This window comes from Streptomyces sp. NPDC002176, from assembly GCF_044903645.1.
Classification (GTDB): Bacteria; Actinomycetota; Actinomycetes; order Streptomycetales; family Streptomycetaceae; genus Streptomyces.
On the sequence record NZ_JBJDQW010000003.1, the window covers coordinates 452,192 to 464,239 of the forward strand.

A 12,048-nucleotide genomic window follows, 5' to 3' on the forward strand; every position below is an offset into this window, starting at 1 on the left:
TGAATGCCCTTGCTGAAATGTTTCAGCAAACTTGCGGTGACGCAGATGTTAAAGGCCCGCCACCTGAAAAGGCAGCGGGCCGTGGGAAGTTGATGCAAGAACTTTCAGTGGGCGACGGTCAGCCCGTGGTCCACCAGACCGTGGTGTCGGCAGGGATCTCCGCCCCGGCGGCGCTCTCGGTGATCTCCCCGCTGGCGAGCAGCACCCGCCCGTACGCCGGGACGGTGACCGGCGCGCCGGTGGTGTTGGCGACACAGGTGAACTCCCCGCGCCGGAAGGCGAGTACGCCCTCGGGAGCGGTCAGCCACTCGACCCCCGAGCCCGCGCCGAGCATGGGCAGTGCGCGCCGGGCGGCGAGCGCGGCCCGGTACAGCTCCAGCGTCGAGCCGGGGACGCCGGTCTGCGCCTGAACGCTCAGCTCGCCCCAGCCCGTGGGCTGCGGCAGCCAGCTGCCCCCGCCGCCGAAGCCGTACGACGAGCCCTCGCGGGTCCAGGGGATCGGCACCCGGCAGCCGTCGCGGAAGCCGTCCTGGCCCGCGCCCCGGAAGTAGGCGGGGTCCTGGCGCACCTCGTCGGGCAGGTCGACCACGTCGGGCAGGCCCAGTTCCTCGCCCTGGTAGAGGTAGGCCGAGCCGGGCAGCGCCAGCATCAGCAGGGTGGCCGCGCGGGCCCGGCGCAGGCCGAGGGCGCGGTCCCCGGCGGTACGGATCTGGGTGCCGAGGCCGGGCGGGTTGGCGAAGCGGGTGGCGTGCCGGGTGACGTCGTGGTTGGAGAGCACCCAGGTAGCGGGGGCGTCGACCGGGCGCATCGCGGCGAGCGTGCGGTCGATGACCTCGCGCAGCTGCTCCGCGTCCCAGTCGGTGCCGAGGTACTGGAAGTTGAACGCCTGGTGCAGCTCGTCGGGGCGGACGTAGTTGGCGGTCCGCTCGATGGTCGGCGTCCACGCCTCCGCGACGAAGATCCTCTCCCCCGCGTACTCGTCCAGGACGGTCCGCCACTGCCGGTAGACCTCGTGCACGCCCTCCTGGTCGAAGAACGGCATCACGTCGTTGCCCAGCAGCTTCAGCTGGTCGTGGGCGCCGAGGTCGGGCAGGCCGTCGGCCTTGATCAGGCCGTGCGCCACGTCGATGCGGAAGCCGTCGACGCCCATGTCCAGCCAGAAGCGCAGGATGGACCGGAACTCGTCGCCGACCGCCGGGTGGTTCCAGTTGAAGTCGGGCTGCTCGGGGGCGAAGAGGTGCAGGTACCACTCCCCCGGGCTGCCGTCGGGCTCGGTGACCCGTGTCCAGGCCGGGCCGCCGAAGATGGACTCCCAGTCGTTGGGCGGGAGTTCGCCGTCCATGCCCTTGCCGGGGCGGAAGTGGTACCGCTCGCGCAGCGGCGAGCCGGGGCCCTCCGCGAGCGCCCGCTTGAACCACTCGTGCTGGTCGGAGGAGTGGTTGGGCACCAGGTCCACGATGATCCGCAGGTCCAGCCCGTGGGCGTCGCGGATCAGCGCGTCGGCGTCCAGCAGGTTGCCGAACATCGGGTCGACGGCGCGGTAGTCGGCCACGTCGTACCCGGCGTCGGCCTGCGGGGAGGCGTAGAACGGGCTGAGCCAGACGGCGTCCACGCCGAGGTCGCGCAGGTAGGGCAGTCTGGCCCGCACGCCCGCCAGGTCGCCCATGCCGTCGCCGTTGGAGTCGGCGAAGCTGCGCGGATAGACCTGGTAGATCACCGCGCCGCGCCACCAGTCGCGGTGCTGGGCGGCGGGGGCGACGGCGGTGTCGTCGGCCGGGGCTGCGAGATGCTGCTGGCTCATGGCGTCCTTGGTGCGTGACGAGGGGCGGTTCGTGGTGAGGCGGGGGTGCGGCGGGGCGTCAGCCCTTGGTGCCGCCCGCGGTGAGGCCGGTGACGAGGTTCTTCTGCACGAGGTAGAAGAACACGGACACGGGTATCGCGATCAGCACCGCGGTGGCGGCCATGTAGTTCCACTGCGCGTCGTGCTCGCTGACGAAGGTCTGCAGGCCGACCGCGAAGGTGTACTTGGAGTCGTCCAGCATGAAGGTCGTGGCGAAGGCGACCTCGCCGACCGCCGTGATGAAGTTGTAGAACGCGGCGACGGCCAGGCCCGGGCGGGCCAGCGGCAGGATCAGCCGGAAGAAGGTGCCGAACGGGGTGAGTCCGTCCACCCGGCCCGCCTCGTCGATCTCGAAGGGGATGGTGTCGAAGTACCCCTTGAGCAGCCACGCGCTGTAGGGCACGGCGGTGGAGCAGTTGATGAGGATCAGCGCCCAGTAGGTGTCGATCAGGCCCAGCTCGCCGAAGATCTCGTACATCGGCACGATCAGGATGGCGATCGGGAACGCCTGGGTGAGCAGCAGGACCCACATCAGCGGCTTGTAGCCGGGGAAGCGCATCCGGGAGACGGCGTAGCCGGTGGTGGCGGCGACGAAGACGCCGATGAAGGTGGTGCCGAGCGCCACGATCATCGTCGACTTGAACCAGTCGAAGAAGCCGGTGTGCTGGAGCACGAAGGCGTAATTGGCGAAGCCCATCCGGCCGAAGATGCGGCCCGGGTGCAGGTAGTCGTCCTTCTCCGGGCCGAGGGACAGGAAGAACAGCCAGGCCACCGGGACCAGCGCGATCAGGCTCGCCAGGGCCAGGCCGCCGTGCAGCAGGGCGGTGCCGAGCGGGCCGCGCTCGCCGCGCCGGCGGGTCACGCGGGGCCGGGCGGTGGCCGGTGCGGCGGCGGTGAGGCCGCGTCCCGGCGCGGTCTCGGGGGGTGTCGTGGTGCTCATGGCGGCGGCTCCTGCGGCGTCAGACGGCGAGCTGGTCATTGCGCTTCAGCCAGCGGAAGTAGAAGGAGGTGAACACGGTCAGGATCGACAGCAGCAGTACGCCGTACGCGGCGGACTGGGCGAAGTCACGCGGCTGCTGGCCGAAGCCGAGGAAGTAGGCCCAGGTGACGAGGATCTGCGCGTCCGGGGCGCCGGTGGGGCCGAACAGCAGGAAGATGATGGCGAACTGGTTGAAGGTCCAGATCACGCCGAGCAGGACCACGGTGGAGCTGACCGAGCGCAGACCGGGCAGGGTGACGTGCCTGAAGCGCTGCCAGGCGCTCGCGCCGTCCATCTCGGCCGCCTCGTACAGCGTGGAGTCGATGGACTGCAGGCCGCCGAGCAGCGAGAGCATCATGAACGGCACACCGCACCAGGTGTTGACCATGATCGCGGCGAACCGCTGCCAGAAGGTGTCCTCCAGCCACTGCGGCTGGGGCAGGTGGAGGGCGCCGAGGACCTGGTTGAGCACGCCGGAGTCGGCCAGCATGATCCGCCAGGAGAAGACGGTGACGAAGGTGGGCACGGCCCAGGGGAGCACGAGCAGCAGCCGGTAGACGGTGCGGCCGCGCAGCTTCTGGTCCAGCATCATCGCCAGGCCCAGGCCGATGACGTAGTGCAGGGTGACGCAGGCGGCTGTCCAGAACACCGTCCACAGGAAGTGCGACCAGAAGCGGTCGTAGGCCGTGGGGCCGAAGAGGATGTCCTGGTAGTTGTCCAGCCCGATGAACTTGTAGGTGGCGTCGATGTGGTTGACGCCGATGGTGCGCGCCGAGTTGAGGCTGTTGGCGTCGGTGAGGGTCAGGTAGACGCCCCGCACCAGCGGGTAGCCCACGAGGACACCGAGCACGACGACCACGGGCGCGATCATCGCGTAGGCGTACCAGTACCGCTGGTAGCCGTTCCGCAGGCGCTGCCCGAGACCGGTCCGGGGCGGCCGCTCACCGCGGCGCTCGCCGGTCGCGCGGTCGATGGCGACTGTCATGGTGCGACACCTTCTACGAGTTCAGGGGGCGGGCTGGTCGAAGGCCGGTGGCCGCCGGGTTCCCCCCATCCCCCACGGCGGGGGGAACCCGGCGGCCACGCGGGCTCACTTGCTGAAGTCGGGCACCAGCTTGGCGATGGCCAGCTCGGCGTTGCTCAGGCCCTTGTCCAGCGGCTCCTTGCCCCCGGCCACCTTGGGCAGCTCGGTGTCCAGCGGGCCCCACAGGGAGCTGTACTCCGGCAGCGCGGGGCGGGGCTGGGCGGCGGACAGCACGCCCTGGTAACCGGCGATGCCGGGGTCGGCCTTCACCTGGGAGGTGTAGGCGTCGCCGCGGGTCGGCAGCGTGGAGTTCTTCAGCGCGATGGTCTCCTGGGACTTGGCCGAGGTCATGAACTTCACGAACTTCAGGGCCGCGTCCTGGTGGGCCTTGTCCGAGCCCGCGTACACCGACAGGTTGTGGCCGCCGGTCGGGGCGCCCGCCTTGCCCGCCGAGCCCGCCGGGACGGTGGCGATGCCGAGGTTGGACTTGTCCTTGAAGGCCGAGCCCTTGTAGAAGTTCGTGATCTCCCAGGGTCCCTGGATGATCGAGGCGACCTTGCCGTTGACGAACGCGTCCTGGATGTGGGCGTAGGCGTCCGCGGTGGTGTCGGCCTTGTGCAGGCCCTTGCCGGAGAACGTGCTCTGCCAGGTTCCGTACGCCTTCTTCGCCGGGGCGGAGTCGACGGTGATCTTCTTGCCAGTGACGTCGACGGTGTCGGTGCCCTCGCCGTAGAGGAAGCACTGGGCGTAGTACGCCTGGGTGGAGCCCCAGTAACCGTCGACCTTCGCCTTGTCCTTGACCTTGGCGGCGGCGGCCTTCAGCTCGTCCCAGGTCTTGGGAGCCTCGGTGACACCGGCCTGCTTGAACAGGGCCTTGTTGTAGACGAACGCGAGGGTGTCGGTGACCAGCGGCACGCCGTAGGTCTTGCCCTCGTACTGGGCCTGCTTGATCAGGTTGGGCTCGAACTTGTCCTGCTCGGCCAGGGCGTCGGTGCCGTCCAGCGGCAGGAAGAAGCCCTTCTTGGCGAAGGCCGGGGTCCAGCCGACCTCGGAGCGCAGGATGTCCGGGGCGCCCTTGGAACCGGCGGCGGTGTCGAACTTGTTCTGCGCCTGGTCGAAGGGCACGTTGACGTACTTGACCTTGATGTTCTTGTTGGCGGCCTGGAACTGCTCGACCAGGGCCTTGTACGTCGGCGCCTCGTTCGTGGCGTTGGAGGTGTCCCACCAGGTGAGGGTCACCGGGCCGCCCGCCTTGCTGTCGCCGTCGTCGCTCCCGCCGCACGCCGTCGCCGTGAGGGCGAGGGACGCCACGAGCGCGGAGGCCGCTATGCCACGCCGCATGAGTTCTCCTTGAGGGTGAAAAGCCCGAGATTGCGGGGGCGGCCCCGTCTGCCGCCGCCCGCGTCGTGCCGACTGCGCCATTGCCGCGGCCGGGCGACTCGGAACGTAACAGCGTTGTAAGCGCCGCGAAAGACCTTGCAGAAAAAAAGTGCAAGAAGACGGCCGGGTTACCGTGTCGTGACCTGCGCCAGACCTTGTCGAAATACCGGTCTACCGCCGGTAGGCGGGTTGACGGACACTTGTGCAAGACTCTGCAAGCTCTTGCCGCGGGGGGCCGCCGCCGGGATCATCCCCTTGCGGCCGTGCGCCGGGCGGACCTCCCGGCGGGCACGAGCGACGACATACCCATGAGGGGCCACGAGGGGCAGGGAGCGCGATGACGCGGCAATCCACGGCGGGCCGTTCGGCCGCCCGCGCACGGCGTCCCGCCGGTGCGCCGGGCGCGGTACGGCCGGTACAGTCCGGTGGCGTGACCACACGGCTTGCGGATATCGCCGCGCAGGCGGGGGTGAGCGAAGCGACCGTCAGCCGGGTCCTCAACGGGAAGCCGGGCGTCGCCGCCACCACCCGCCAGTCCGTCCTGGCCGCGCTGGACGTGCTCGGCTACGAGCGTCCGGTGCGGCTCCGCCAGCGCAGCGAGGGCCTGGTCGGGCTGATCATCCCCGAGCTGGAGAACCCGATCTTCCCGGCGCTGGCGCAGGTCATCGGCCAGGCGCTGACCGGGCAGGGCTACACCCCGGTGCTGGCCACCCAGACCCCGGGCGGCTCCACCGAGGACGAGCTGACCGAGATGCTGGTGGACCGGGGGGTCGCCGGGATCATCTACGTCTCCGGGCTGCACGCCGACACCACCGCCGACATGCAGCGCTACGAGCGACTGCGCGCGCAGGGCGTGCCGTTCGTGCTGGTGGACGGGTTCTCGCCGAAGGTGCAGGCACCTTTCATCTCCCCCGACGACCGGGCGGCGACCTCCCTGGCCGTCACGCATCTGGTGTCTTTGGGCCACACCCGGATCGGGCTGGCGCTCGGGCCGAAGCGGTTCGTGCCGGTGCAGCGCAAGATCGAGGGCTTCGTCCGCGCGATGCAGGACCAGCTGGGGCTGGGCGCGGACATGGTCGCCGAGGAGCTGGTGCAGCACTCGCTGTACACCCTCGAGGGCGGCCAGGCGGCGGCCACCGCGCTCATCGGGCGTGAGTGCACGGCCATCGTGTGCGCCAGCGACATGATGGCGCTCGGCGCGATACGGGCCGCCCGCCAGCTCGGTCTCGACGTGCCCCGCGATGTGTCGGTGGTCGGCTTCGACGACTCCCCGCTGATCGCGTTCACCGACCCGCCGCTGACCACCGTCCGCAAGCCGGTCCCGGCGATGGGCCAGGCCGCGGTGCGCACCCTGCTGGAGGAGATCGGCGGCACGCCCGCCCCGCACAGCGAGTTCGTGTTCATGCCGGAGCTGGTGGTGCGCGGGTCCACCGCCTCGGCGCCGGGCGAGCGTTCGCGGGGCTGAGCCCCCGCCCCGCCAGGCGTTTTCGCGCAGAACATGCGTGGGGGCAACGGCCTTGGGATGATCTGTCGAGCATCCCTTGTCTGGCAGACTTGGTGGCTATGAGTGACTCGACCGTGACAGGCCCGGGAGGCCGCCGCGCGGAGGTGGCCGTTCCGCGGACCGTCACGGGCGAACGCGGCGGCGGCCGCCACCTGCTGGACCGGCTGCGCGCCTCCCGGCGGCCCCCGCTGTGGTTCGAGATCCTGCTGATCGCCGCGAGTTACTGGACGTACTCTCTCATCCGCAACGCCGTCCCGGAGCAGAAGCCCGAGGCGCTGCGCAACGCCGACGCGGTCTGGTGGCTGGAACACCAACTCGGCATCGCCGTCGAGGCGACCGTCAACCACGCCGCCGACTCGGTGGGTTGGCTGATCATCGGCATGAACTACTACTACGCCACGCTGCACTTCGTGATCACCATCGGTGTGCTGGTGTGGCTGTACCGCTGGCATCCCGAGCGCTACGCCCCCATCCGGCTGGTGCTGTTCGCCACCACGGGCGTGGCCCTCGCCGGGTACTACCTCTTCCCGCTCGCCCCGCCCCGGCTGATGCGCGGCGGCCACTTCATCGACACCGTGATGGTGCACCAGACGTGGGGGTCCATGGCCTCCGGCGACCTCAAGCACATGTCCAACCAGTACGCCGCGATGCCGTCCATGCACATCGGGTGGTCGCTGTGGTGCGGGCTGACCGTGTTCGCGCTGGCCTCGGTGCCGTGGGTGCGGGTGCTGGGGCTGGCGTATCCGGCGCTGACGCTGCTGGTGATCGTCTCCACCGCCAACCACTTCTGGCTCGACGCGGTCGGCGGGGTGGTGTGCCTCGGGTTCGGGGTGGGGGTGGCCCGGCTCTGGTACGGGCGGTGGCCGCAGGTGGCTGGGGCGGGGGCGGGGGCCGGGGCGGGTTCCGGCGCGGGTCAGCCCGCGTAGAAGAGTTCGTCCACCACCGTGCGGGCCCTGCGGGCCGTGCGGCGGTACGCGTCCAGCATGTCGCCCGCCCGGCCCTCGCCGTAGCCCAGGTACCGGCCCACCGCCGCCAGTTCGCGGGGCTCCGTCGGGAAGGTGTCGCCCGCCCTGCCGCGTACCAGCATCACCGCGTTGCGGACCCGGCTGGCCAGCACCCACGCCTCGTCCAGCACCGCCGCGTCATCCACGCCGATCAGCCCGGCCTCGCGCGCCGCCGCCAGTGCCTCGCGGGTCCTCGGGGTACGCAGGCCCGGCACCTCCCAGGCGTGCCGCAGCTGGAGCAGCTGCACCGTCCACTCCACGTCCGACAACCCGCCCGGACCCAGCTTGGTGTGCAGCTTGGGGTCGGCGCCGCGCGGCAGCCGCTCCGACTCCATCCGCGCCTTCAGCCGACGGATCTCGCGTACGGCGTCCTCCTCCAGTCCGCGGGCCGGGTAGCGCAGCGGGTCGATCAGCTCCATGAAGCGGCGGCCCAGGTCCGCGTCCCCGGCGACGGGTTCCGCGCGTAGCAGCGCCTGCGACTCCCAGCCCAGCGACCACCTGCGGTAGTACGCCTCGTACGACTTCAGGGTGCGGACCAGCGGGCCGGACTTGCCCTCCGGGCGCAGGTCGGCGTCGATCAGCAGCGGCGGGTCGGCGCTGGGGAGCTGGAGCAGGCGGCGCATCTCGGCCACCACCTTGTTGGCGGCCTTCGCGGCCTCGTGCTCGTCCACGCCCTCGCGCGGTTCGTGCACGAACAGCACGTCCGCGTCCGAGCCGTAGCCCAGTTCATGGCCGCCGAACCTGCCCATGCCGATGATCGCGAACCTCGTCGGGAGGGTGTCGCCCCAGCCCTCGCGGACCACCGCGCGCAGGGTTCCGGCCAGGGTGGCGGCCGTGAGGTCCGAGATCGCGCCGCCGACGCGGTCCAGGAGGACGCCTTCGTCCGGTTCGGCGGGGGTCGTCTCCGTGCCGTACGAGCCGACGATGTCGGCGGCCGCCGTTCGGAAGAGTTCGCGGCGCCTTACGCCTCGGGCCGCTGTCACGCCCTGTTCCGCGTTCTCCGCCCTGTTCACCGCCGCGGTGATCTCCTGCTCCAGCTGGGTCCTGCCGCGTGGTCCCAGGCCGCCCGCGTCTCCGTCGCCGAGGAGGGCTACCGCTTCGGGGGCGCGGAGCAGGAGGTCGGGGGCCAGGCGGCCCGCCGAGAGGACCCTTGCCAGGTTTTCCGCTGCCGCGCCCTCGTCCCTGAGGAGGCGGAGGTACCAGGGGGTCTTGCCCAGGGCGTCCGAGACCTTGCGGAAGTTCAGCAGGCCCGCGTCCGGGTCGGCCGAGTCGGCGAACCAGCCCAGGAGGACGGGGAGGAGGGTGCGCTGGATGGCCGCCTTGCGGGTGACTCCGGAGGCCAGGGCCTCCAGGTGGCGGAGGGCCGCCGCCGGGTCCGCGTAGCCCAGGGCCACGAGGCGTTCGCGTGCCGCTTCCGCGCTCAGCCTTGTTTCGCCGGGGGCCAGCTGGGCCACGGCGTCCAGGAGGGGGCGGTAGAAGATCTTCTCGTGCAGGCGGCGGACCACGCCTGTGTGGCGTTTCCACTCGCGGCGCAGGCCCGCCACCGGGTCCGTGCGCAGGCCCAGTGAGCGGCCCAGGCGGCGGAGGTCCTCCTCCGCCTCGGGGACCAGGTGGGTGCGGCGGAGCTGGAACAGTTGGATGCGGTGTTCCAGTTCGCGGAGGAAGCGGTACGCCTCGTCCAGGCGGGCGGCGTCCTCTCGGCCCACGTAGCCGCCTGTCGCCAAAGCTTGCAGGGCCTTCAGGGTGGTGCCGCTGCGGAGGGTCTGGTCCGTGCGGCCGTGCACCAGCTGGAGCAGCTGGACCGCGAACTCGACGTCCCTCAGGCCGCCGGGGCCCAGTTTCAGTTCCCTGTCGATCTCCGACGGGGGGATGTTCTCCACCACCCTGCGGCGCATCTTCTGTACGTCCGGGACGAAGTTCTCGCGGTCGGCTGCTTGCCAGACCATGGGGGTCAGGGCGGCTGTGTATGCCTCGCCCAGTTCCTCGTCCCCCGCCACCGGGCGGGCCTTCAGGAGTGCCTGGAACTCCCACGTCTTCGCCCAGCGCTGGTAGTAGGCCAGGTGGCTGCTGAGGGTGCGGACCAGGGGGCCGTTGCGGCCCTCCGGGCGGAGGTTCGCGTCCACCGGCCAGATCGAGCCCTCGATCGTCGTTTCCGAGCAGATGCGCATCATGTGGGAGGCGAGTTTTGTGGCTGCCTTGAGTGCCTTTGTCTCGTCCGTGCCCTGAGTGGGCTCCGCCACGAAGATCACGTCCACGTCCGAGACGTAGTTCAGCTCGTGGCCGCCGCATTTGCCCATGGCGATCACTGCCAGGCGGCAGGCTTGTGCGTCCTGGGGGGCTTCGGCCTCGGCCATGGCCAGGGCTGCGCGGAGGGTTGCTGTTGCGAGGTCCGCGAGTTCCGCGGCGGTCTGGGTGACGTCCGTGGTGCCGCAGACGTCCCTCGCGGCGATGGAGAGCAGGCAGCGGCGGTACGCGACCCTGAGGGACACCGGGTCCGTCGCCTCCGCCAGGCCGCGTTCGAACTCCGTCACTCCTGGGTGCAGGTCCCTCGGTTCGTAGGTGACCAGTTCCTGCCAGTCGTGGGGGTGGCGGGCCAGGTGGTCCGCCAGGGCCGCCGAGGCGCCTAGTACGCCCAGGAGGCGGTCGCGGAGGGGTTTCGCCGCGATGAGGGTGTCCAGGAATTCGCGGTGGTCCTTGGCTGCGGGCTGGGACTCCAGGAGGCGTACGAGGCCGCGCAGCGCCAGGTCCGGGTCCGCGGTGCCGCCCAGTGCCTCCAGGAGTACGGGGTCCGCCTTCACCGGGGTCAGCTCCGGGCCGTCCAGCAGGCGTTCCGCTCCTGAGGGGTCCGTGAAGCCGTGCCGAAGCAGTCTCGTGAACGTGCTGCTCCTGCGCCCCGGCGTCATCCGCGGCCTCCCCTCGGGATCAAGACGGTCCTGGCCAGAGCCTAACCGTGCCACCGTCGTGGCAGCGCCCTGGCTTCGTCGTGGGTCGGGGCCGCGCCGGGGGGTGTCCGTCCTCGGGCCGGCGACTTCTGTTTCTACGATGCGCTGGACTTGCCTCCTCGCCGGCCGCTGCGGGCGGACACCCCCCGGCGCGGCCCCTTCTCGTCGTTTGCCGGTGCGGGTGCGTGGGGTGTGCTCAGAGGTCGTCCGGCAGGACTCGGAAGTGGGTGTGCTTTCCGTTCAGAGGGCGTACGGTCCTGAAGTCGCGCAGGTCTCTGGTGAGGATGGCGTCCGTCGCGTACTCGGCCGCCAGGGCCACGTTCATCGCGTCCACCAGGTCCAGGTCCAGTGACTGGTAGCGGGCTCTTACGGTGAGTGCGGCGTCCAGGGTTTCCGGGGTGGGGTTCGCCAGGACCAGGCGCAGCTCGCTCACCCTGCTGGTGAGGCTGCGCAGGATCGAGTCCGCCGCTCTGCGGCCTGCTCTGCTCGTGGCCACCTGGTGCACCTCGGTCAGGGCCATCGGTGTTGCCACCAGGAAGCCGCACTGGTCGGCTGCCTTCTTCGCCGCTGTGTGTGCCGGGTCCGAGCGGTTGTACAGGGCGAGGATGCCTGAGGTGTCCGCGATCGCGATCACGCGGCGTGGTTCCTGTTCCGATGCTCGCGTGCCTCGTATCCCTCGGTCAATGTGCTGCCGATGTCGCCCCGGTTCATCGGATCGCCGAGGTCGAAGGTCTCGTCGTCGCTTACGAACGGCTCGTCCCAGACTCGGTGTGCCAGTGCGATGCGGTGGATGCCCTCGCGGATTATCTCCGCCTCCGAGAGGCCCAGCCGGGCCGCCGCCTCCTTGATGAGCGCCAGGTCGCTGTCGTCCGCGTAGACGTTGGTGCGTTTCAGGGCCATGGGGGCATGGTACAGCTCCTGTACCACCTTTGGACCTGGAGAAGGAATTGGGGCTCGTGAACGGTTCGCTTGGTCGTGGGAGTGTCGCCACTCGGTTGCCTGCTCGGGATCTTGAGCGGGCTCGGCGGTTCTATTCCGAGAAGTTGGGGCTGGAGCCCTTCGATGAGCGACCCGGGGGGCTGCTTTATCGGTGTGGGGATTCGTTTTTTGCGGTTTTTCAGTCCACTGGGGCTTCGCCCGGGACTTTTACCCAGATGGGGTGGGAGGTGGACGACCTCGAAGCCACCCTCGCCGAGCTTCGGGGGCGCGGGGTTGTCTTCGAGGACGTCGAGGCTCCTGGGTTTCGGACCGAGGGTGGCATTGCCGAGGTGCAGGGGAATTATCCGAGCAAAGGGGCTCGGGGGGAGCGGGCTGCCTGGTTCCGGGACAGTGAAGGGAATTTGATCGGCGTGGGGCAGCCCGTTCGGTGAGCGGC

Annotated in this window: 10 protein-coding genes; 3 read left to right on the forward strand and 7 right to left on the reverse strand. The window is 70.3% G+C overall.

Annotated features, from left to right (window positions below; translation table 11 throughout):
• Nucleotides 1–118 precede the first annotated feature (118 nt).
• The 4 genes from ACI2LY_RS15840 to ACI2LY_RS15855 form a co-directional block, all read right to left on the reverse strand.
• On the reverse strand, nt 119–1,801 hold the full coding sequence (locus ACI2LY_RS15840) for an alpha-amylase family glycosyl hydrolase (RefSeq protein ID WP_404707630.1): 1,683 nt from the start codon (nt 1,799–1,801) through the stop codon (nt 119–121).
• A 58-nt stretch (nt 1,802–1,859) separates the two neighbouring features.
• On the reverse strand, nt 1,860–2,780 hold the full coding sequence (locus tag ACI2LY_RS15845; protein ID WP_404707631.1) for a sugar ABC transporter permease: 921 nt from the start codon (nt 2,778–2,780) through the stop codon (nt 1,860–1,862).
• A 19-nt stretch (nt 2,781–2,799) separates the two neighbouring features.
• Entirely contained in the window at nt 2,800–3,804 is a 1,005-nt protein-coding gene (locus ACI2LY_RS15850) for a carbohydrate ABC transporter permease (protein ID WP_404707632.1), read from the reverse strand.
• A 105-nt stretch (nt 3,805–3,909) separates the two neighbouring features.
• A complete protein-coding gene (locus ACI2LY_RS15855) occupies nt 3,910–5,184 on the reverse strand; it encodes an extracellular solute-binding protein (RefSeq protein WP_404707633.1) in 1,275 nt (424 codons plus the stop codon).
• Nucleotides 5,185–5,653: 469 nt separating this feature from the next.
• On the opposite strand from ACI2LY_RS15855, the gene ACI2LY_RS15860 reads away from it, so the two are divergent.
• Together ACI2LY_RS15860 and ACI2LY_RS15865 are read left to right on the forward strand one after the other, a co-directional pair.
• Nucleotides 5,654–6,688: a LacI family DNA-binding transcriptional regulator gene (locus ACI2LY_RS15860; protein ID WP_404707634.1), complete on the forward strand. Its 1,035-nt coding sequence runs from the start codon at nt 5,654–5,656 to the stop codon at nt 6,686–6,688.
• Nucleotides 6,689–6,786: 98 nt separating this feature from the next.
• The gene (locus ACI2LY_RS15865) at nt 6,787–7,653 is read left to right on the forward strand and encodes a phosphatase PAP2 family protein (protein WP_404707635.1); all 867 of its coding nucleotides are present in this window, start codon (nt 6,787–6,789) and stop codon (nt 7,651–7,653) included.
• Here the strand turns inward: ACI2LY_RS15865 and ACI2LY_RS15870 are convergent.
• From ACI2LY_RS15870 to ACI2LY_RS15880, 3 genes are all read right to left on the reverse strand, one after another.
• Nucleotides 7,641–10,634: a bifunctional [glutamine synthetase] adenylyltransferase/[glutamine synthetase]-adenylyl-L-tyrosine phosphorylase gene (locus tag ACI2LY_RS15870; RefSeq protein WP_404707636.1), complete on the reverse strand. Its 2,994-nt coding sequence runs from the start codon at nt 10,632–10,634 to the stop codon at nt 7,641–7,643. The genes ACI2LY_RS15865 and ACI2LY_RS15870 overlap by 13 nt on opposite strands.
• A gap of 235 nt (nt 10,635–10,869) precedes the next feature.
• Nucleotides 10,870–11,307: a type II toxin-antitoxin system VapC family toxin gene (locus ACI2LY_RS15875; RefSeq protein ID WP_404707637.1), complete on the reverse strand. Its 438-nt coding sequence runs from the start codon at nt 11,305–11,307 to the stop codon at nt 10,870–10,872.
• On the reverse strand, nt 11,304–11,573 hold the full coding sequence (locus tag ACI2LY_RS15880) for a CopG family transcriptional regulator (RefSeq protein ID WP_404707638.1): 270 nt from the start codon (nt 11,571–11,573) through the stop codon (nt 11,304–11,306). The genes ACI2LY_RS15875 and ACI2LY_RS15880 overlap by 4 nt, the downstream gene beginning before the upstream one ends.
• Nucleotides 11,574–11,620: 47 nt before the next feature.
• On the opposite strand from ACI2LY_RS15880, the gene ACI2LY_RS15885 reads away from it, so the two are divergent.
• On the forward strand, nt 11,621–12,043 hold the full coding sequence (locus tag ACI2LY_RS15885; protein ID WP_404708151.1) for a VOC family protein: 423 nt from the start codon (nt 11,621–11,623) through the stop codon (nt 12,041–12,043).
• The last annotated feature ends 5 nt before the right edge of the window (nt 12,044–12,048 follow it).